Source organism: Rhizobium sp. P1_E1 (assembly GCF_056406015.1).
Genome location: NZ_JBFUAY010000033.1, coordinates 13,620 through 32,983, shown reverse-complemented (window position 1 = coordinate 32,983; position 19,364 = coordinate 13,620). Strand labels below are relative to the sequence as shown.

Below are 19,364 nucleotides of genomic sequence, written 5' to 3'. Positions count from 1 at the left end.
GGAACTTATGATTCGCTCTGGCCTATTCCAGCCCTTGTGCACCAATCGCGCAAGGGGGCAAGCGTTTCATGCTCTAGCGCGACGTTCAGATAGGCAAGCGTGCGCGGCATGTGTTTCAGATAGCCCGGCTTGCCGTCGCGCTGCAACAAGCGCACCCAGAGACCGGCAAGCTTGCAATTGCGCTGCGCCGACATGATTGCCCAGGCCCTCATGAAGCCGGCTTCGTCGAAACCGCCCTGTGCGCGGCGAAGCCCCAGATAATCATCCATCAGTTGCCGGAAGAGGCCCGGCTCGATCGTTACGCGCGCATCCTGGACGATCGAGGCGAGATCATAAGCCGTGGGGCCGATCATGGCGTCCTGGAAGTCGATGAGGCCGATCCGTTCGACGCCCTTCGCATGCGGTCTCCAGATGATATTCGGCGAGTGGAAGTCGCGCAGCAGCAGGTTCTTCTCGGCCGTTGCGAGTTCGTCGATGAGTGTATCCCAGATCGCCAGATAATCCGCGCGTTCGGCTTCGGTTGCGGGTGCGCCCTGGCGCTTCCAGGGCAGGTGCCAGTCGAGCACCAGCCGCACCTCCATCTTCATCGCCGTACGGTCGAAATCAGGAATATGATGGACATGCCTCTTTCCAACTGGGATGTCGTGCGGAAATTTCAGAGCGTGCAGTCTGGCCAGGCAGGCAACGCTTTCGCGATAGCGTTCGATAATAGGCTGTCCATGGGCGTCCAGCACGCCGTCACTGCCGAGATCTTCGATCAGCAGGATACCCTTGTTATAATCCACCTTATAGACTTCGGGCGCCGCAAAGCCGTCCTTGCGCAGCGCATCGGCGATCGCCACGAAGGGATAGGCGTTTTCGGCAAGATGCGCGACTTTGGGATAGGGTTTACCGTCGAGAACCGGCGGGCCTTCGGCAAGAGGCGGCCAGTCCATCAGGATGATGCGCTGGTTTTCGGCCTTCGGATAGATCGCCTCATAGGCGCGCAGCGAGGCATCGCCGGTCAGGAAGCGGCGTTTCGCTTCGGGGTAACCTGCAGCGTCAAGGAAATCGCGGATCGCCAGGACACGGCGGATGCGTGTAATTTGCGCGCCCGCGGCTCTGATTGTCGCCCGCCGGCCGTTGCCCTCATGTTCCAGCGTCAGCGCGATGCGCTGAACGGGCAGTTCGCTCTCCGCCATCTCCGGCCATTCGACGAGACAGATGCCGTTCTGCAGAGCCTCGTCGAAGCCGAGTTCGGTCAGTTCGGCGGGATCGCCGAGCCGGTAGAGATCGAAATGCGAAATGGGGATGCGCAGATCGTAGGACTGGACCAGCGTGAAGGTCGGGCTCGGGACCTCGAGCTCTTCATCATCGGCCATGGCGCGCAGGATCGCCCGGGCGAGCGAGGATTTCCCCGCGCCGAGATCGCCGGAAAGGGCAAGGCAATCGCCGGCCTTCAGGGCCAGTGCCAGATCTTCGCCGAGGCGGATGGTAGCCGCCTCGTCTTTCAGGAAAAGCGAGATCGCATGGCTGGTCGTCATTCGGCGGCGGCGGAATGCGGTACATCGACCGAGGGGATACGGCAGACGAYGGTCGTGCCCTTGCCCGGCTCGCTGTCGATCGTCACGTCGCCATGATGCAAACTGACGAAGCTGTCGACGATCGAGAGGCCGAGGCCGGCGCCGCCGCGTTTACCGCTTTTAGCCCCCGTGGCAAAACGGTCGAAGACGGTCGCGATCATATCAGGTGAGATGCCGGGGCCGCGATCGCTGACGGAGAAGACGAAATCCGTGCCTTCGCGATGGCATTCCAGCGAGATCGAGGTGCCTTCGGGCGAGAAATTCGCCGCATTGGAAAGAAGCTTCAGAAGGATCTGCTTCAGCCGCTGCGGATCGGCAATGATCGAGCCGAGATAGGCGGGTGCGGTGATTTCAAGCGCCACGCCGCTTTCGTGCAGGCGATCGGCGATCTGCATCGAGACGTCGTCGAGCAGGTCGTTGAGATCGATATCCGCATAGTTGAGGCGCATGATGCCGGCGTCGACGGTCGCAAGGTCGAGGATATCGTTGACGAGCGTCAAGAGAACCGAGGACGAGGTCGAGATGTGGTCGATATATTCGGCCTGCCGTTCGTTCAGCGGCCCGACACCCGGCGTGCGCAGGAGATCGGTGAAGCCGATGATATTGGTCAGTGGCGAACGCAGTTCATAGGAAACGTGCTGGACGAAGTCGTTCTTCAGCTCGTCGGCCTTGCGCAGTGCTTCGTTCTTCTCGGTCAGCGCGCGCTCGGCACGCACGCTGTCCGTCATGTTGACGAAGGTCAGCATGGTCTGCGCGTTGGGCAGCGGAATGACGGCGTAGTCGAGCACGAGGCCGGAGAAGAGTTCCAGCGTTCCCTGACCCGAGCGGCGTTCGTCGTCGAAGCTGGTGATCAGCTCCGCGAAGGTCTTCCATCCATCCGGCCGGTCATAGGACGGCGCGCAGGCCTCGCCCAGCGCACGGATATGGGTGCCGGGCTTGGCTTCGGTTTCGGTGATTCCCCAGAGCGCGCGGAAGGCCGGGTTCGAAAGGCGGATGCGTCCATCAGGGCCGAACACCGCCACACCTTCGGAAAGATGGTCGATCGTTTCGCCCTGCACCTTGACCAGCGTGTTGTAGCGCGTTTCGAGATCGACCTGCTCGGTCAGGTTTTCGAACACCCAAGTGGCGCCGCCCTGCGGATGGGCGGTTGCAAAGACGCGCAACGTCTGTCCGTTCGGCAGGTGCCAGAGATCGGATTGCGTGTCGAGCGCGCGATAAACGGAAAGTGCGGCTTCCTTCCAGCTTTTCCAGTTGAGCTGGTCCGGCAGCTTCTTGGCCGCCCGCAGCCGCTCGAGCAGCTCGCTATTGTCAGGTCGGCCTTCGAGGAAGGCGATATCCAGCTCCCAGAGCGCGACGAAGGCCTGGTTGTAAAATTGCAGCCGGCGGTCGCCGTCGAAGATGGCAACCGGCGTGGCGAGATGGTCGAGCGTTTCGGCATGGCTCTTCAGCGTCCGTTCCAGCTCGGCGCGCACTGCCTCTATGTCGGACACATCAATCGCGATGCCGGCCGAGCCGCCGGGAACCCTGACGTCGACGACGTCGAAGAAAGTGCGGTTGCCGTGAACGACCGTCGAAATCTTGTCGTGGAAGGGCGATTCCGGCGTCGTCGTCGCGCGAATGCGTTCGCGCGCCACGGTCGTCAACATCTCGCGGCCTTCATTGATCGCCTGCTGCGGCGATCGCGCCTCGACCGCCTCGCCATAAGCCTGGTTGACCCAGGTGAGGCGGCCCACCGGGTCACGCTGCCAGGCCGGCATGTCGATCGCGTCGAGCATGGTCTGGAAGGCCGAGATCGAGGTCATCAGCCGGTCGCGCTCGATCCTGAGCTCTGCGAGCTCGGCGCGCAGATTGTTGAGCGCCACGAAACGGACGAAGGCCCGCCCGCCGGAAACCCGGCCCTGCGCCTCGAGGATTTCGTCGCGGATGGTTTCGACCACCATGTCGAAGCTCTGCGCCTCGTCGCGCAGCCGGTCGATCGCCTTTTCCAGCTCGGAAGCCGAACGTGACTTCAGCCACAGGCCGAAGGCCAGGAATTCGCCGTCCTGCGGCGCGCCGGTCTCAGGTGGAAGTTGGCCGAGCAGTTCGGGGCGCGCATTGCCGTCCCAGATGACGATCCGCCGGTTCTTGTCGGCGATCAGAGCCTGGTATTGCGAAATACGCTGCTGGGCATCGGAGAGCGCCGAGCGGATTTCCCGGCTCTCGTTTTCCAGGTTGCCGCGCTGGCGCACGAGCCACAGCGTCGACAGCAGTGCTGCCGATATGACGCCGATGACGACGGAAACACCGATCACCTGCGAGGATGTGAAGAGGTGAGCCGAAGCCGCCGCTTGCTGCTCCGCCTGCGCCAGAGCCGGCCGCGCCAGCGCGGCAAGCGCCGTGCCGGCAGCGCAGCTTTTCAGGAAGCGCGCCAATGGTCCGTGCCCTTGCTTTGCGGCCTCGTGTGCCGTTGCAGATTTATATCCTTGGCCTGCCATGAGCGGGCGGCGATCGGCGCGAGCGCCATCATCCGCCTGACCGGGCAGGCTGCTTTTCATTTCCGACATCCGCGGTATGTCTCCGTCCTTCAATGTGCCGCATTACGACAAGACATCCCATTTTCGCAGCGGTCGGACAGAGTCCGGCGCCACGAATCAAGTCTTAAAACAATACTTCGGAAGGGAATCGGCGGGAAGGGAGCGTCCAAAAAATAAGCCGCGACATTTGTCAATGCCGCGGCTTCTACATCTTGTGGATATTAACGATCAGATCAATATCTGTAGTGGTCAGACTTGAACGGCCCCTTCGGCGAGACGCCGATATAGGCAGCCTGCTCCTCAGAAAGCTCAGTCAGCTTCACGCCGAGCTTGTCGAGATGCAGGCGTGCGACCTTTTCATCGAGATGCTTCGGCAGGATATAGACCTGGTTGGAATACTGGTCGGGCTTGGTGAAGAGCTCGATTTGCGCCAGCGTCTGGTTGGTAAACGAAGCCGACATCACGAAGGACGGATGGCCGGTGGCGTTGCCGAGGTTGAGCAGACGGCCTTCGGAAAGAAGGATGATGCGGTTGCCCTTGGGGAATTCGATCAGGTCGACCTGTGGCTTGACGTTGGTCCACTTGAGATTGCGCAATGCAGCGACTTCGATTTCGTTGTCGAAGTGACCGATATTGCCGACGATGGCCATATCCTTCATCGCCCGCATATGATCGATGCGGATGACGTCCTTGTTGCCGGTGGTGGTGATGAAGATATCGGCCGAGGAAACGACGTCCTCGAGCAGAACGACTTCATAACCGTCCATCGCAGCCTGCAATGCGCAGATCGGATCGGCTTCGGTCACCTTGACGCGGGCGCCGGCACCGGAGAGCGAAGCGGCAGAACCCTTGCCGACGTCGCCATATCCGCAAACGACGGCAACCTTGCCGGCCATCATGACGTCGGTGCCGCGGCGGATGCCGTCGACCAGCGATTCCTTGCAGCCATACTTGTTGTCGAACTTCGACTTGGTAACCGAGTCGTTGACGTTGATCGCCGGGAAGGGCAACAGGCCCTTCTGGCTGAGCTGGTAAAGACGGTTGACGCCGGTCGTCGTTTCCTCGGTGACGCCCTTGATCGCGTCGCGCTGCTTGGTGAACCAACCCGGGGAAGCGGCAAGGCGTTTCTTGATCTGTGCGAAGAGGATTTCCTCTTCTTCGGAATGCGGATGAGACAGCACGTCCTCGCCGGCTTCTGCGCGGGCGCCAAGCAGGATGTACATGGTGGCATCGCCGCCGTCATCGAGGATCATGTTGGAAAGGCCGCCATCGGCCCACTGGAAGATCTTGTCGGTATAGACCCAGTAATCCTCAAGCGACTCGCCCTTGATGGCGAAGACAGGCACGCCGGAAGCGGCGATCGCGGCAGCGGCATGATCCTGCGTCGAGAAGATGTTGCACGAGGCCCAGCGGACTTCGGCGCCGAGCGCGACCAGCGTTTCGATGAGCACGGCCGTCTGGATAGTCATGTGCAGCGAGCCGGTGATGCGCGCGCCCTTCAGCGGCTTAGTCTGGCCGAATTCGGTGCGGCAGGACATCAGCCCCGGCATTTCCGTTTCGGCGATCGTAATTTCCTTGCGGCCGAAATCCGCAAGCCCGATATCGGCGACGACATAATCTTTTTCAGTGCTCATAGAGGCCTCCAGGCTGAAAAACGTCTCAAAATTGGCGCAGGCGCGAAGATGACCGCGTGCAAGCGCACGGCATGTCCGCCGTTTAGCAGGCTTCGCCCGGGATGGCAATAAGGATATAAAGAAGTCTTTATATGTTTATATGAGCTCGCCGGCGCTCACATTTCTTCGCCGAACCTATTCTGGATCAGCTGGTCCAGCGCCTCCAGCGCTTCCTCGGCCTGGCTGCCGCTCGCCGAGACGACGACGCTCGAGCCGGGGCTTGCCGCAAGCATCATCAGCCCCATGATGGAGGTGCCACCGACCGTCATCCCGTCCTTGGAAACGGTAATGGCGGCATCGAAGGTCTCGACCATCTGCACGAATTTGGCGGAAGCGCGCGCGTGAAGACCGCGCTTGTTGATAATGAGGAGTTCCCGGGAGAGCGATGTCATGAAGGCTCGTTATTTTCCGCTGAGCACACGGCTTGCGACATTGATATATTTCCGCCCGGCTTCGGAAGCCTCCACCAACGCCTTCTCCATGTTGTTCTCGCCGCGCACGCCGGCAAGCTTGATCAACATCGGCAGGTTGACGCCGGCAATGACTTCGGTATGGCCGCTGCTCATGACTGATATGGCAAGATTGGACGGCGTGCCGCCGAACATGTCGGTCAGGATGACGACGCCATGGCCATCATCGGCACCGGAAACGGCTTCCAGAATATCCTGCCGTCTCTGGTCCATGTCGTCTTCGGGGCCAATACAGACCGTCTCGATAAATTTCTGAGGACCGACGACGTGCTCGACAGCATGACGAAACTCTTCAGCCAGCTTGCCATGAGTGACAAGCACAAGTCCGATCATGATATTACTGCTCCCATAGACGCAAACGGTGGACCCAATATCGCAATGCAGCAATTACGTCCACCGGTGGGGGCACATCTTGGCTATGAAAAGCCGAAGTGCAAGATAAAAATGCGACTATATAAGGCAGATTGACCAATCCGGAAGGCCCTAGCGCCCGATATCCGGCACTTTTGCCATCAGGATCGCAAGGGGTGAGGAAACGCCCGCGAGCAACCGCAATGCGGGAAGCGACAAACCGGCGGCAAGGCTCACCATTTCGCCCTCGGGAGGCACCCGGTTTTCGCCGGTGGCACTGCCCGGGAGCACGGCATAATGCATGGCCGCCCTGGGAATATGCTCCTGATGAACGATACCGGTGCCACGAAGCTCCATCAGCCCGGTGATCGACGGCGGGCACGCGGCAATCACCGCGCCGGCCTCTCCTGAGAGAAGAACTTGGTCGTCGGCGACCAGCGCCGTGAACAGTCCGAGGCGGCGCGCCTCCGTCATGCAGGTGAAGGCCAGCATCGATTTGCCCCAGCCGGAAGGCCCGCTGAACAGCAATCCCGTCTTGCCGACCACGATCGCCGTCGCATGGATGTTGAAAGCTGCCTCGGTCATGCCGCGGTGCCGACTGGCAAAGAGAGGATGAAGCGCGCGCCGAGCACATGCCCGCCTTCGGCATCGGTGATGTTTTCAGCTCTCAGCGAACCGCCATGCGCTTCGGCAATTTGCCGGCTGATCGAAAGGCCGAGACCTGAATTCTGGCCGAAGCCTTCCGATTCCGGCCGGTCCGTATAGAAGCGCTCGAAGATACGGTCGATATTTTCCGCCTGGATGCCGGGGCCGTTGTCTTCGATAGTGGTGACGCAGCGCGAACGCGTCCGCACCAGCCGCACGGTAATCTTGCCGCCCTTTTCCGGCACGAAAGAGCGGGCATTCTCGATCAGGTTGGCGATGATCTGGCCGATGCGCAGATCGTGGCCATTGACGACGAAGCGCGTCTTGATGTTCGGCTTGCGCTCGATCGCATATTCGATCTCCACCTGCTTCTTGCTGCTCCTGACCTGGCGCGAAACCTCGATGAGGTCACGCAGCAGCACTTCCATATCGACGGAGCCGGCATCGACGCGTGCGAGTTCGGCATCGAGACGGGAGGCGTCTGAGATATCGCTGATCAGCCGGTCGAGGCGGCGGACATCGTGCTGGATGACGTCCATCAGCCGCTTCTTGGAATCGTCGGATCGGGCAAGCGGCAGCGTTTCCACAGCGCTGCGCAGCGAGGTCAGCGGATTCTTGAGCTCGTGGCTGACATCGGCCGCGAAACTCTCGATCGCATCGATGCGGTCGTAGAGCGCCGTCGTCATCTCGCGCAACGCGATGGAAAGGTTGCCGATTTCGTCCTGGCGGGCGGAGAAGTCGGGGATCTCCTCGCGTGCCTTGGCCCCCCGGCGCACACGGATGGCGGCCGCCGAAAGACGGCGCAGCGGATTGGCGATCGTCGATGAAAGCACCAGCGAAAGCAGCACGTTGACGAGAGTCGCGACGCCGAAGACGCGCATGATGGCAAGCCGCTCGGCATGGACGATATTGTCGATGTCGCCCGCCTGCGTCGACAGCAGCAAAACGCCGAGCACGGCACGGAAACGCTGGATCGGCACGGCGACGGAAACGATGAGCTCGCCTTTCTCGGTGGTGCGCACGACCGCGCCGCGCACGCCGGTGAGCGCATTCATCACCTCGGGATAAATCGAGCCGTCGCCGCCCGGCGCTTCCTTATAGAGCGGCAGATTGCCGGGCTGCAGCGCCTTGTTGAACAGGGTGGCGAACCACTCGCTCCAGGTCTGTTTCTCCTCTTCAACAGGCGGCAGGTCGAAGCGCAGCACCTGGCCGCGCGAATAGAGATGGCGCGAATCGAGCAGCAGATTGGCGTCGGCATCGAAGATGCGGGCGCGCGTGCGCGTCGGAGAAATCAGCCGGCGCAGGACGGGCGCGACCTTCTCGGGATCGATCGGGAATTCGAGATCCTCGTCATTCGGCACCGGGGTGATGCTCTGGCCGGCCTGCAGCTCGAGCAGTTTCTGCGGATCGATGGTGATCGAGTTGGTATCGACCGAAGCGGAGGCCGAAACGGCGCCGGCAATGATCTCGCCCTGCGTCAGCAGGCTCTCGACGCGGGCGTCGATCAGCCCCTCGCGGAACTGATTGAGGTAGAGAATGCCGCCGACGAGCACCAGCAGTGCGGCAAGATTGAAGAACAGGATGCGCCGCGTCAGGCTCGAAAAGACCGCATTGCCGAAGATGCGGCGGATCAGGGTGAAGGGATGCGACCAACGCCGGCCTCGGACGCGACGGGTGCTTACGCCCTCCGCATCGTCGAGATCCCTTTCCTGCACCAACTGTGCCAATGACAGGCCCTTTCGAAGGGCGGGGCCGGATGAACCGGCCCGCAGCCCTTAATATTTCCTACAGCGCCGCGCGTCTTTTCAGACGCGCAAAGGACGCTGTAACATTTTGACTGCTGCTGCGCCGCTTGGGCTCAGGCTGCTTCGCGGAAGCGGTATCCCACTCCGTAAAGTGTTTCAATCATATCAAAGTCGGTGTCGACCATCTTGAATTTCTTGCGCAGCCGCTTGATGTGGCTGTCGATGGTTCGGTCGTCGACATAGACCTGTTCGTCATAGGCCGCGTCCATCAGCGCGTCGCGGCTTTTGACGACGCCGGGGCGCTGCGCCAGCGAATGCAGGATCAGGAATTCGGTCACCGTCAGCGTCACCGCCTCGCCCTTCCAGGTGCAGGTGTGGCGTTCCTGGTCCATGACCAGCTGACCGCGCTCCAGCGAGCGGGCCTGCTGCACCGCGCCGGTCTTCGGCGCGCCGGTGGGGCTGGTGCCGGCGGCGGCGGCTTCACGGCTTGATGCGCGGCGCAGGACGGCGCGCACGCGCTCCACCAGCAGACGCTGCGAAAAAGGCTTGGTGATGAAATCGTCGGCGCCCATCTTCAGACCGAAGAGTTCATCGATCTCCTCGTCCTTGGAGGTGAGGAAGATGACGGGAATATCCGACTTCTGCCGCAGGCGGCGCAGCAGTTCCATGCCATCCATGCGCGGCATCTTGATGTCGAAGATCGCCAGCTGCGGCGGTCGTGCCAGAAGGCCGTCGAGCGCCGAGGCACCGTCCGTATAAGTCTCGACCTTGTATCCTTCGGCCTCCAGCGCGATCGACACCGAGGTGAGGATGTTGCGGTCGTCATCAACGAGCGCGATTGTCGGCATGGTGTTGGTCTCCGTCATCAGTGCGCAATCTCCCGGATTTTGCTCTCCCCAGGCGGTCTCAATGACCGGATGCGCTTATGGAGGATAAAGGTGGAACAAATTGTGGCAAAGATAAAGGGGGAGGATTGTCGTAAAATTCGCAAAGCAATCTCAGGTGGCATATCAAAATAGTTAAACGCAGACTTTTCAAACGATTTAAAATTGAGGGTATAAATTTAAATCGATTAATTATTTGATATCACTGCATTTTCTCAAGTTTTCCATCTTGTGTTTTAAAATTTCTGCCCGTATTTTCGTGCTCAGTTTTAACGGCAACGAGCCTGAGCGAAGGGAACTAGCCATGGAAATGTTCGGAGTTCATAACCCGGCAATAGAGCTGGCAACGGTGGGATTGGGCGGCGCAGCCAGCGTTCGTTACAACTTTTCCGCCGCCGCGCTCTATGAAGAAGCGATCCGCCGGGGCGAAGCCGAACTGACCGCTCAGGGCGCGCTGCGGGCTATCACCGGCCAGCACACGGGCCGTTCGCCGCGCGACAAGTTCGTCGTTCGCGACATCAATACCGATGGCGAAATCTGGTGGGACAACAACAAGCCGATCTCGCCGGAACATTTCGCCTTGTTGCGCGACGATATGCTGGCGCATGCCGCGGGCAAGGAGCTTTTCGTCCAGGACCTCGTCGGCGGCGCCGAGGAAGGCCATGCCCTGCCGACCCGCGTCGTGACCGAGTTCGCCTGGCATTCGCTGTTCATTCGCAATCTGCTGATCCGCCCCGACACCGCAGCGCTGTCCAGCTTCGTCCCGAAGCTGACGATCATCGATCTGCCGAGCTTCAAGGCCGATCCGGCTCGCCACGGCTGCCGTTCGGAAACGGTGATCGCCTGCGATCTCACCAATGGTCTCGTCCTGATCGGCGGCACGTCCTATGCCGGCGAAATGAAGAAATCGGTCTTCACCGTGCTCAACTACCTGCTGCCGGCCAAGGGCGTGATGCCGATGCACTGCTCGGCCAATGTCGGTCCGGACGGTGACGCGGCGGTCTTCTTCGGCCTTTCCGGCACCGGCAAGACGACGCTTTCGGCCGATCCGGCACGGACGCTGATCGGCGATGACGAACACGGCTGGAGCGAAAACGGCATCTTCAACTTCGAAGGCGGCTGCTACGCCAAGACGATCCGCCTCTCGGCTGAAGCCGAGCCGGAAATCTATGCGACGACGCAGCGCTTCGGCACCGTGCTGGAAAACGTCGTGCTGAACGAAAGCCGCGAGCCGGATTTCAACGACGGGTCGCTGACCGAAAACACCCGTTGCGCCTATCCGATGGACTTCATCCCGAACGCTTCGGAAACGGGCCGCGCCGGGCATCCGAAGACGATCATCATGCTGACCGCCGATGCCTTTGGCGTCATGCCACCGATCGCCCGCTTGACGCCTGACCAGGCGATGTATCACTTCCTCTCCGGCTACACCGCCAAGGTGGCCGGCACGGAAAAGGGTGTCGTCGAACCGGAAGCGACCTTCTCCACCTGCTTTGGCGCACCCTTCATGCCGCGGCATCCGGCCGAATATGGCAATCTGCTCAAGGAGCTGATCAGCCGTCATGGTGTCCAATGCTGGCTCGTCAATACCGGCTGGACCGGCGGCGCCTACGGCACCGGCAAGCGTATGCCGATCAAGGCGACGCGCGCACTTCTCGCCGCCGCCCTGACCGGCGAACTTGGACAGGCCGAATTCCGTGCTGACACGAACTTCGGCTTCGCCGTGCCCGTCTCCGTCGACGGCGTCGACAGCAGCATTCTCGATCCGCGCTCGACCTGGGCCGACAAGGCAGCCTATGACGCGCAGGCCGAAAAGCTGGTCTCGATGTTCATTGCGAACTTCGCCAAGTTTGAAAATCATGTCGACGGCGGTGTTCGCGATGCCGCCCCCGGCGTGAAGGTTGCCGCCGAATAAGGCGAACAAGCAATTCCAGCAAAAGTGCGCAGCGGTTTTGCGTCCGGAATTGCGTGAAAACAAAAAGCTAGAGCATTCCGTACTTCCAAAAAGAACGGAATGCCCCAGTCTCTGACTCACGTGAAACCCGGCATCGCGGGATTGCCGGGTTTTTCTTGATCATGGCCGATATTTTCAATTCGCCATTGATGTGAGATAGAACGCCGCATGGCCAGCGACGCGCTCTATATCGATGACAGGATCACCATCGCGGGATGGGAGCTGACGGAACAGTTCGTTCTGGCGGGCGGCCCCGGCGGGCAGAATGTCAACAAGGTCTCGACCGCGGTCCAGCTGTTCTTCAACATCCCGAATTCGCCGTCCCTGAATGATCGTGTCAAAACCAATGCGATCAAGCTGGCCGGCCGGCGCTTGTCGAAGGACGGCGTGCTGATGATCGAGGCGAGCCGGTTTCGCAGCCAGGATCGCAACCGCGAGGATGCGCGCGACCGGCTAAAGGAGCTGATCCTGGAGGCCGCCAAGCCGCCACCGCCGCCTCGCAAGAAGACCAAGCCGACCAAGGGTTCGGTCGAACGCCGCCTGAAAGAAAAATCCGGCCGCTCGGAAGTCAAGAAAATGCGCGGCCGCCCCGGCGGTAGTGAATGACATGGTCGCGCTCTTGAACGGCATCCGCCATCTCCCCGGCTATCTCGACCGCGCGCGTCAGGAGGCATTGGTCGAGGTGATCCGCACCATCGTCGCCGAAGCGCCGCTTTACGTGCCCGTCATGCCCGGCACCGGTAAGCCGATGTCGGTGCGCATGACCAATTGCGGGCCGCTCGGTTGGGTGACGGACAAGGAGCGCGGCTATCGCTACCAGCCGACGCATCCGGCAACCGGCAGGCCCTGGCCTGATATGCCGCAGCAATTGCTCGATATCTGGAATGACGTTTCGGGTTGCGACAAGCTGCCGGAAGCCTGCCTCGTCAATTTCTACTCCGACGAAGCCCGCATGGGCCTGCATCAGGACAAGGACGAACAGGATCTCAAGGCCCCGGTCGTCTCGATCTCGCTCGGCAACAGCTGCCTCTTTCGTGTCGGCGGCCTCAGCCGCAATGATCCTACGCTGTCTTTCAAACTTTCAAGCGGTGATCTGGTGGTGCTGGGCGGCGAGGGGAGGCTTTGTTTCCACGGCGTCGACCGTATCCATCCGGCGACTTCGACGCTGCTGAAGAATGGCGGCCGCATCAATCTGACGCTGCGCTGCGTCAATCCCTGAAATAGAGACGTCGCTATAGTTTTCGCAGCGCGACCTGTTCGATCAGGTGATCCTTGCCCTTTTTCAGGATGAGATCGGCGCGCGGACGCGTCGGCAGAATGTTCTGGCGCAAGTTTTTCAGGTTGATGTTTGCCCAGAGATCCTCGGCGATTTCGAGCGCTTCCGCGTCGCTGATCGAGGCATAGCGATGGAAATAGGAATTCGGATCGCGGAAGGCGGTCTCGCGCAGCCGCATGAAGCGCGTGACATACCAGTTGTGGATCTCGTCTTCCGCGGCATCGATATAGATCGAGAAGTCGAAGAAGTCGGAGACCATCGGCACAATTCTGCCGCCGGCAGGCAGGTCGCGCGACTGCAGCACGTTGATGCCCTCGAAGATCAGGATGTCGGGCCGGTCGACGATCTTGTATTCGTCCGGCAGCACGTCGTAGACGAGGTGCGAATAGCTGGGCGCCTTCACATCCGGCTGTCCGGCCTTGATGGCCGAGAGGAAGCGCAGGATCGCAGCCGTGTCGTAGCTTTCCGGAAAGCCCTTGCGCTGCATCAGCTTTTCCCGCTGCAGCACGGCGTTCGGATGAAGGAAGCCGTCGGTGGTGACGAGATCGACCTTCGGACTGGAGGGCCAGCGCCCCAGAAGCTCCTTGAGGATGCGGGCGGTGGTCGATTTTCCCACAGCGACCGAGCCGGCGATGCCGATGACGAAGGGCGTCTTCGTCACATCGGACAGGCTGAGGAAGCGGTTGCGCTGTTCGAACAGCATCTGCGAGGATTCGACATGCGCCGACAGCAGCCGTGACAGCGACAGATAGATGCGCCGGACCTCGTCGAGATCGATCGGATCGCCCATCGAACGCAGCCGTTTGACCTCGTCGCTCGTCAGCGTCAACGGCGTGTCGGCGCGGAATTTCGCCCATTGTTCGGAAGAGAAGAAGTGGTAGGGGGAATAGGATTCCGACTGGAAGTGATCCAACGTTTCYGGCACCCCGATAATCTCAGTCGCGATACTCATGAACTCTGCCGGCTGGCCTTTTCCTTGAGGCCGGACTGCGCGGTTCTGCGCTCGAGCTCGGCCATGACATTCTCTAACGGTATTTCAGCAATCTTCAATACGACCAATAGGTGATAGAGCACATCCGCAGCCTCATAGGTCAGATTGTCGCGGTCGCCCGTCACCGCCGCCATCACGGCTTCGATCGCTTCTTCGCCGAGCTTCTTTGCCGCTTTCGGCTGGCCGGCGGCCACGAGCTTGGCGGTCCAGGATTGCTCCGGCGAGGCTTTCGATCGCTCTTCGACGATGCTCTCGAGATCGGAAAGGGAAAATCCGCTCATAGGTCCGCTTTCAAGGTTCAGTCGAGACGCATGTCGATGCCGCACTTCGACATATAGTGCTTTGCCTCGCTGACGGAATAGGTGCCGAAGTGGAAGATCGACGCGGCGAGGACGGCATTGGCATGGCCCTCCTTTACCCCGGCGACGAGATCGTCGAGATCGCCGACGCCGCCGGAGGCGATGACAGGCACACGCACCGCATCGGCGATCGCCCGCGTCAGTTCCAGATCGTAGCCGACCTTGGTGCCGTCGCGGTCCATCGAGGTGACCAGCAGCTCGCCGGCGCCGCGCGCCACCATCTTCTGGGCGAATTCGACGGCATCGATGCCGGTCGCGTTGCGGCCGCCATGGGTATAGATTTCCCAGGCGCTGAGATTGTCGCCGCCGACCGCCTGGGTGCGCCGGCGCTTGGCGTCGATCGAGACGACGATGCACTGGTCGCCGAACTTGTCGGCCGCCTCAGTGACAAAGTCGGGATTGCTGACGGCCGCCGAATTGATCGAGACCTTGTCGGCACCGCACAGCAGCAGCTTGCGGATATCGGCGATAGTACGCACCCCGCCGCCGACCGTCAGCGGCATGAAGCATTGGTCGGCCGTGCGCGACACGACATCGAAGATCGTCTCGCGATTGTCCGAGGAAGCGGTGATGTCGAGGAAACAGAGTTCGTCGGCACCGGCCGCATCATAGGCCTTCGCGGCTTCGACGGGATCGCCGGCATCAACGAGGTTGAGGAAGTTGACGCCCTTGACGACGCGGCCGTCCTTGACGTCGAGGCAGGGGATGACACGGGCCTTGAGGGTCATTACGCGGTCTCCTTGGTCCGGGCCGCCTTGATCAGCGCCAGCGCTTCCTTGGGGTCGATACGGCCATCATAAAGCGCACGGCCGGAAATCGCCCCTTCCAGCTTTCGCGCATCGGGCTCCAGCATGCGCCTGACATCGTCGAGAGAGGCAAGGCCGCCCGAGGCGATGACGGGAATGGAAACCGCGCCGGCAAGTTCCAGCGTCGAGGTCCAGTTGATGCCGGCCAGGATGCCGTCACGGTCGATATCGGTGTAGATGATCGCGGCGACGCCGGCCCCCTCGAATTTTCTGGCGAGCTCGATGATACCGAGTTCGGAGGCCTCCGCCCAACCCTCGACGGCCACCTTGCCCCCCTTGGCATCGATGCCAACGGCGACATGACCAGGAAATTTCCGGCAGGCCTCGATGACCAGCGCCGGATTTCTGACCGCCACGGTGCCGAGAATGACGCGTCGCAGCCCGCGCGACAGCCAGGCCTCGATATGATCGAGCGTGCGAATGCCGCCGCCGAGCTGCACCGGATTTTCAGTTGCCTTGAGGATCGCTTCGACGGCATCGCCATTGGCCGAATGTCCCGCGAAGGCGCCGTCGAGATCGACCACATGCAGCCATTCGAAACCCTGATCTTCGAAGGATCTCGCCTGGGCGGCCGGATCGGTGTTGTAGACCGTCGCCTGCTGCATGTCGCCGAGCTTCAGGCGGACGCATTGGCCGCCTTTCAGGTCGATCGCGGGAAAAAGGATCATGTCGTCTTACGTCCGTAGAGTGGTCGGTACCATCAGCGCATTCCACGCATCTACGATATCCGAGCGGAAAAAGACAGCGGCAATGGTAGCCGCGCCGAAAAGCAGAAGAAGCAGCAGGATGACGGCAAAGCCGGCCCGGACCTGACGCCAGAAGCCCAGGCGCCTCTTGATCGATTTCTCGATGTTTCGCACCTGGCGCAGCGCATCGTTGTTGACGGCAGTGAGCCGGATCTGCGGCTCCATCGCCTCGACATAGGTTTCGGCATAACTCGAAAGGATCTGCGAGGCGCGGTCGCGCAGCGTATTGCGCAGGTCGGTCGAGAGATAATTGCTGTTGACGGCGGCAAGTTCGGCCTCATCGGGCGAACGGCCGGCATTTCGCTTGCGATGGCTGAGAACGAAATCGCGCTTTTGACGCTCGTAGAGTGCGTAGGCGAGCAGGCCGATCAGATCGTCCTCACCTTCGATATAAAATTCCAGCACGGCCTCGGCGATGTCGCTGGCGCTGACCCCATTTTGCCGCCGGCTCGCACTGTCGTTTGCGGGGAACGATTCATGGATCATCGGTCCAGCCTTTCTTTCAGCGCCTTGGCTGCATTGGAAAGCGCTTGTCTGTGGATGGCTTCGTCGACACGGCGGATGATCGTGCCGCCGGGAAGCTTGATATCAGAAAAGGCAGGCAAGCCTTCCCTGGAGGGCCGCAACGTGTAGAACACCTTGCCTGATTTCCGTGAAGCCGGCATCGAGTGCGCTCCTGTTCCGCCGTTTCCATACAGAGGAAATAAGGCGGCTGTATTAAAAGCCAGCCCTTGGAGCAATTCCAGCAAAACTGCGCAGCGATTTTGCGTCCGGAATTGCGTGAACTATGGGTTCCAGCGCAGGAAATTGCCGATCAGGGCCAGGCCGAGCTTCTGGCTCTTTTCGGGGTGAAACTGTGYTCCGACCATGTTGTCGCGCCCGACGAAAGCGGTCATCGGACCGCCATAGTCGGCCGTCGCAATGACATCCTCGGCGTTTTCGGCAGCAAGATGGTAGGAATGCACGAAATAAGCATGTAGCCCCTGCGACCCTGTCGGAATTCCCTCGAAGAGCGGATGTTCGCGCTTCAGGTCGAGCGTGTTCCAGCCGATCTGCGGGATCTTCAGCGCGGGATCGTCAGGCGTCATCTCGACGACGTCACCGGGAATCCAGTTAAAGCCGTGCGTCACGGTTTTCTCAAGGCCGCGCGAGGACATGAGCTGCATGCCGACGCAAATGCCGAAGAACGGCCGCGCCTTCTTCTCGACAGCCTCGATCAACACCTCGGCCATCCCAGGCACGGCATCGAGGCCGCGCCGGCAATCGGCATAGGCGCCGACACCGGGAAGCACGATACGATCGGCCGCGGCAACATCCTCCGCCCGGTCGGTAAGATCGATATGGGCATCGATGCCCGCTTCGCGGGCGGCACGCTCGAAAGCCTTGGTCGCCGAACGCAGGTTACCGGAGCCATAGTCGATAATCGCGACGCGCATCGTCAGCGTCCTCCATCAAAACCAAAGAGACCAAGCGATGTGCCGTGGCCGCGCGGGCTGTTCGGACGGGCCCTGTTCTGCCAGTCCGGTGCCGCGGCGTCGTCGCTATCCGCGATTACAGCCCTGTCCGAGAAATAGATCTGCTCTGCAATGCCGATCGTATCGGCTGCAATGAGTGCGTCTTCGTTCCATCCCTTGGCGGCAAGCTTGCGGACACGGAAATTCTGGCCCTCGAGACCGGCCAGCATATTCACGCCCAGGAGGATTGCCGCTCCCGCCGGCCCGAGGCCCGGTTCGTCCATCAGCGCACCACCAATCCCCTGCAGCAGAAAGGCGGCGGCGGCGTGCAGCCAAAGCCGATGCGCCAGCAGCCAAGCCCATGGAAACAGGAAGCCGAGCAGCGTGAAGCCGTCGCGGATGGTTCGCGTCTCGTCGGCCGTGGCGCTCGTGCTGCCGGGCGGTGTCAGGAAGATATAGCTGGATGTCATTGTCGCCGCTCCCTCTAAGGGCTCAGACGAGCGTGCCCTTGGTCGAGGGAACACGGCCCGCCTGTCTCGGATCGATCTCTGTCGCCGTGCGCAATGCGCGGGCAACGGCCTTGAAGCATGTCTCGGCAATATGGTGGTTGTTGGCACCATAATGGTTGAGAATATGCAAGGTGATGCCGGCATTCTGGGCGAGCGCATGGAAGAATTCGCGAACGAGTTCGGTGTCGAAAGTGCCGATCTTCGGCGCGCTGAAGGCGACATTCCAGACGAGGAACGGCCGACCGGAAAGATCGACAGCAGCCTTGGTCATCGTCTCGTCCATGGCGAGATCGATCGAGGCGTAGCGGGTGATGCCGCGCCGGTCGCCGAGCGCCTTGGAGATCGCCTGGCCGATGGCGATGCCCGTATCTTCGACCGTATGGTGGTCGTCGATATGCAGGTCGCCCTTGGCATCGATCTCCATGTCGATGAGGGAGTGTCGCGAAAGCTGGTCGAGCATATGGTCGAAGAAGCCAACGCCCGTCGAAATCGTCGATTTGCCGGTGCCGTCGAGATTGACGGAAACGGAAATCGAGGTTTCGTTGGTCCTGCGGGAAACGCTGCCCGTGCGGCTTGCTGCGGTCTCGGCCATATGGCCCTCCATCGGGAATAAGGCCGTTCCTTATCAGGCGCATCGGGAAATATCCAGAAGCCGGGCAAGAGAAAAGCCGGCCCATTTGCAATCTGCCTCGGCCCACTTACATAGGGCTCAACAAGGCCGGTGTACGGCTTAGATCCGGATGATCTCAGGCTCTTCGGCCTAAGATCTGAATCCGGATCTAAATTGAAGAAATAGAGCATGATGTCGTCCGAAAACCGCTTCACACTTTTCGGCATCATGCTCTAGCGTAACGGCCCGCGTCATGGGCGGACAGGTGTTTTATGACAACAATCATTACAGTTCGAAAAGGCGGCAAGGTAGTGATGGCGGGCGACGGCCAGGTGAGCCTCGGCCAGACCGTCATGAAGGGCAATGCCCGCAAGGTGCGCCGTATCGGCAAGGGCGAAGTCGTCGCCGGTTTCGCCGGCGCCACTGCCGATGCCTTTACACTGCTCGAAAGGCTCGAAAAGAAGCTTGAGCAATATCCCGGTCAATTGATGCGTGCCGCCGTCGAGCTCGCCAAGGACTGGCGCACCGACAAATACCTGCGTAATCTCGAAGCCATGATGCTCGTCGCCGACAAGTCGATCACGCTGGCGATCACCGGCAACGGCGACGTCCTGGAGCCTGAGCATGGCACGACGGCGATCGGTTCGGGCGGCAATTTTGCCTTGGCCGCCGCCCGTGCGCTTATGGATACTGACAAATCGGCCGAAGAGATTGCTCGCCGCGCCCTCGATATCGCAGCCGACATCTGCGTCTACACGAACCACAATATCGTGGTGGAATCCTTGGATGTTGAAGGCTGAACCCCATGCCTTCCGG

Annotated in this window: 21 protein-coding genes; 4 read left to right on the top strand and 17 right to left on the bottom strand. The window is 60.9% G+C overall.

The genetic code is table 11. The annotated features are described in order from the left end of the window. Positions 1-5: 5 nt before the first annotated feature. The 8 genes from tsaE to AC1D1Z_RS14240 all read right to left on the bottom strand — a co-directional run bounded on the left by tsaE (position 6) and on the right by AC1D1Z_RS14240 (position 9,807). Positions 6-1,523, bottom strand: a complete 1,518-nt coding sequence (tsaE, locus tag AC1D1Z_RS14275; protein WP_130769226.1) for a tRNA (adenosine(37)-N6)-threonylcarbamoyltransferase complex ATPase subunit type 1 TsaE — start codon at positions 1,521-1,523, stop codon at positions 6-8. After that, the gene (locus tag AC1D1Z_RS14270; protein ID WP_477850917.1) at positions 1,520-4,105 is read right to left on the bottom strand and encodes a sensor histidine kinase; all 2,586 of its coding nucleotides are present in this window, start codon (positions 4,103-4,105) and stop codon (positions 1,520-1,522) included. Before AC1D1Z_RS14270 ends, tsaE begins: the two co-directional genes overlap by 4 nt. Before the next feature lie 203 nt (positions 4,106-4,308). Further along, positions 4,309-5,709 carry an adenosylhomocysteinase gene (ahcY, locus tag AC1D1Z_RS14265; RefSeq protein WP_011649859.1) on the bottom strand — a complete coding sequence of 467 codons (1,401 nt, stop codon included), beginning with the start codon at positions 5,707-5,709 and terminating at the stop codon, positions 4,309-4,311. A gap of 155 nt (positions 5,710-5,864) precedes the next feature. After that, positions 5,865-6,140, bottom strand: a complete 276-nt coding sequence (locus AC1D1Z_RS14260) for an HPr family phosphocarrier protein (RefSeq protein ID WP_003544133.1) — start codon at positions 6,138-6,140, stop codon at positions 5,865-5,867. Positions 6,141-6,149: 9 nt separating this feature from the next. Next, positions 6,150-6,551, bottom strand: a complete 402-nt coding sequence (locus AC1D1Z_RS14255) for a PTS sugar transporter subunit IIA (RefSeq protein WP_003544139.1) — start codon at positions 6,549-6,551, stop codon at positions 6,150-6,152. Between the two features lie 150 nt (positions 6,552-6,701). Beyond that, complete coding sequence (locus tag AC1D1Z_RS14250) at positions 6,702-7,154, bottom strand: HPr kinase/phosphorylase (protein WP_018448427.1); 453 nt, start codon at positions 7,152-7,154, stop codon at positions 6,702-6,704. Then, positions 7,151-8,941 carry a sensor histidine kinase gene (locus tag AC1D1Z_RS14245; RefSeq protein WP_018244185.1) on the bottom strand — a complete coding sequence of 597 codons (1,791 nt, stop codon included), beginning with the start codon at positions 8,939-8,941 and terminating at the stop codon, positions 7,151-7,153. The genes AC1D1Z_RS14250 and AC1D1Z_RS14245 overlap by 4 nt, the downstream gene beginning before the upstream one ends. A 131-nt stretch (positions 8,942-9,072) precedes the next feature. Then, the gene (locus AC1D1Z_RS14240) at positions 9,073-9,807 is read right to left on the bottom strand and encodes a response regulator transcription factor (RefSeq protein ID WP_003544146.1); all 735 of its coding nucleotides are present in this window, start codon (positions 9,805-9,807) and stop codon (positions 9,073-9,075) included. 340 nt (positions 9,808-10,147) lie between these two features. Here AC1D1Z_RS14240 and AC1D1Z_RS14235 point away from each other — a divergent pair, with 340 nt between their 5' ends. The 3 genes from AC1D1Z_RS14235 (at position 10,148) to AC1D1Z_RS14225 (ending at position 13,016) form a co-directional block, all read left to right on the top strand. Continuing rightward, a complete protein-coding gene (locus tag AC1D1Z_RS14235) occupies positions 10,148-11,758 on the top strand; it encodes a phosphoenolpyruvate carboxykinase (protein WP_018244186.1) in 1,611 nt (536 codons plus the stop codon). Between the two features lie 207 nt (positions 11,759-11,965). After that, on the top strand, positions 11,966-12,403 hold the full coding sequence (gene arfB / locus AC1D1Z_RS14230; RefSeq protein WP_018244187.1) for an alternative ribosome rescue aminoacyl-tRNA hydrolase ArfB: 438 nt from the start codon (positions 11,966-11,968) through the stop codon (positions 12,401-12,403). Position 12,404: 1 nt separating this feature from the next. Further along, a complete protein-coding gene (locus AC1D1Z_RS14225) occupies positions 12,405-13,016 on the top strand; it encodes an alpha-ketoglutarate-dependent dioxygenase AlkB (RefSeq protein WP_130653345.1) in 612 nt (203 codons plus the stop codon). 13 nt (positions 13,017-13,029) lie between these two features. On the opposite strand, the gene coaA is transcribed toward AC1D1Z_RS14225, so the two are convergent. The 9 genes from coaA to hisB all read right to left on the bottom strand — a co-directional run bounded on the left by coaA (position 13,030) and on the right by hisB (position 18,530). After that, positions 13,030-14,025 (bottom strand): type I pantothenate kinase, encoded by a 996-nt coding sequence (gene coaA / locus AC1D1Z_RS14220; protein ID WP_018244189.1) that lies wholly within the window; start codon positions 14,023-14,025, stop codon positions 13,030-13,032. Beyond that, positions 14,022-14,345, bottom strand: coding sequence for a phosphoribosyl-ATP diphosphatase (locus tag AC1D1Z_RS14215; RefSeq protein ID WP_017995608.1), 324 nt, complete (start codon positions 14,343-14,345; stop codon positions 14,022-14,024). Before AC1D1Z_RS14215 ends, coaA begins: the two co-directional genes overlap by 4 nt. A 17-nt stretch (positions 14,346-14,362) precedes the next feature. Next, the gene (hisF, locus tag AC1D1Z_RS14210) at positions 14,363-15,151 is read right to left on the bottom strand and encodes an imidazole glycerol phosphate synthase subunit HisF (RefSeq protein ID WP_011649867.1); all 789 of its coding nucleotides are present in this window, start codon (positions 15,149-15,151) and stop codon (positions 14,363-14,365) included. Further along, complete coding sequence (gene hisA, locus AC1D1Z_RS14205) at positions 15,151-15,897, bottom strand: 1-(5-phosphoribosyl)-5-[(5-phosphoribosylamino)methylideneamino]imidazole-4-carboxamide isomerase (protein WP_131605759.1); 747 nt, start codon at positions 15,895-15,897, stop codon at positions 15,151-15,153. The genes hisF and hisA overlap by 1 nt, the downstream gene beginning before the upstream one ends. A gap of 6 nt (positions 15,898-15,903) precedes the next feature. Then, positions 15,904-16,461 carry a hypothetical protein gene (locus AC1D1Z_RS14200; RefSeq protein WP_018244191.1) on the bottom strand — a complete coding sequence of 186 codons (558 nt, stop codon included), beginning with the start codon at positions 16,459-16,461 and terminating at the stop codon, positions 15,904-15,906. Beyond that, entirely contained in the window at positions 16,458-16,640 is a 183-nt protein-coding gene (locus AC1D1Z_RS14195; protein ID WP_018244192.1) for a hypothetical protein, read from the bottom strand. The genes AC1D1Z_RS14200 and AC1D1Z_RS14195 overlap by 4 nt, the downstream gene beginning before the upstream one ends. Before the next feature lie 120 nt (positions 16,641-16,760). Next, complete coding sequence (gene hisH, locus AC1D1Z_RS14190; protein ID WP_477850908.1) at positions 16,761-17,411, bottom strand: imidazole glycerol phosphate synthase subunit HisH; 651 nt, start codon at positions 17,409-17,411, stop codon at positions 16,761-16,763. A gap of 2 nt (positions 17,412-17,413) precedes the next feature. Beyond that, the gene (locus AC1D1Z_RS14185; protein WP_131605760.1) at positions 17,414-17,899 is read right to left on the bottom strand and encodes a DUF2628 domain-containing protein; all 486 of its coding nucleotides are present in this window, start codon (positions 17,897-17,899) and stop codon (positions 17,414-17,416) included. A 22-nt stretch (positions 17,900-17,921) separates the two neighbouring features. Further along, complete coding sequence (hisB, locus tag AC1D1Z_RS14180) at positions 17,922-18,530, bottom strand: imidazoleglycerol-phosphate dehydratase HisB (RefSeq protein WP_018448434.1); 609 nt, start codon at positions 18,528-18,530, stop codon at positions 17,922-17,924. A 290-nt stretch (positions 18,531-18,820) separates the two neighbouring features. On the opposite strand from hisB, the gene hslV reads away from it, so the two are divergent. Next, complete coding sequence (hslV, locus tag AC1D1Z_RS14175) at positions 18,821-19,348, top strand: ATP-dependent protease subunit HslV (protein WP_018244195.1); 528 nt, start codon at positions 18,821-18,823, stop codon at positions 19,346-19,348. The last annotated feature ends 16 nt before the right edge of the window (positions 19,349-19,364 follow it).

Bases quoted from the DNA above. Each gene is read 5' to 3' on its own strand.
- hisA (WP_131605759.1), bottom strand. From the start codon at position 15,897: ATGATCCTTTTTCCCGCGATCGACCTGAAAGGCGGCCAATGCGTCCGC.
- ahcY (WP_011649859.1), bottom strand. From the start codon at position 5,709: ATGAGCACTGAAAAAGATTATGTCGTCGCCGATATCGGGCTTGCGGAT.
- AC1D1Z_RS14225 (WP_130653345.1), top strand. From the start codon at position 12,405: ATGGTCGCGCTCTTGAACGGCATCCGCCATCTCCCCGGCTATCTCGAC.
- AC1D1Z_RS14260 (WP_003544133.1), bottom strand. From the start codon at position 6,140: ATGACATCGCTCTCCCGGGAACTCCTCATTATCAACAAGCGCGGTCTT.
- AC1D1Z_RS14185 (WP_131605760.1), bottom strand. From the start codon at position 17,899: ATGACATCCAGCTATATCTTCCTGACACCGCCCGGCAGCACGAGCGCC.
- arfB (WP_018244187.1), top strand. From the start codon at position 11,966: ATGGCCAGCGACGCGCTCTATATCGATGACAGGATCACCATCGCGGGA.
- hslV (WP_018244195.1), top strand. From the start codon at position 18,821: ATGACAACAATCATTACAGTTCGAAAAGGCGGCAAGGTAGTGATGGCG.
- AC1D1Z_RS14195 (WP_018244192.1), bottom strand. From the start codon at position 16,640: ATGCCGGCTTCACGGAAATCAGGCAAGGTGTTCTACACGTTGCGGCCC.
- AC1D1Z_RS14240 (WP_003544146.1), bottom strand. From the start codon at position 9,807: ATGCCGACAATCGCGCTCGTTGATGACGACCGCAACATCCTCACCTCG.
- AC1D1Z_RS14250 (WP_018448427.1), bottom strand. From the start codon at position 7,154: ATGACCGAGGCAGCTTTCAACATCCATGCGACGGCGATCGTGGTCGGC.
- AC1D1Z_RS14200 (WP_018244191.1), bottom strand. From the start codon at position 16,461: ATGATCCATGAATCGTTCCCCGCAAACGACAGTGCGAGCCGGCGGCAA.
- AC1D1Z_RS14255 (WP_003544139.1), bottom strand. From the start codon at position 6,551: ATGATCGGACTTGTGCTTGTCACTCATGGCAAGCTGGCTGAAGAGTTT.
- AC1D1Z_RS14235 (WP_018244186.1), top strand. From the start codon at position 10,148: ATGGAAATGTTCGGAGTTCATAACCCGGCAATAGAGCTGGCAACGGTG.
- tsaE (WP_130769226.1), bottom strand. From the start codon at position 1,523: ATGACGACCAGCCATGCGATCTCGCTTTTCCTGAAAGACGAGGCGGCT.
- AC1D1Z_RS14215 (WP_017995608.1), bottom strand. From the start codon at position 14,345: ATGAGCGGATTTTCCCTTTCCGATCTCGAGAGCATCGTCGAAGAGCGA.
- hisB (WP_018448434.1), bottom strand. From the start codon at position 18,530: ATGGCCGAGACCGCAGCAAGCCGCACGGGCAGCGTTTCCCGCAGGACC.
- hisF (WP_011649867.1), bottom strand. From the start codon at position 15,151: ATGACCCTCAAGGCCCGTGTCATCCCCTGCCTCGACGTCAAGGACGGC.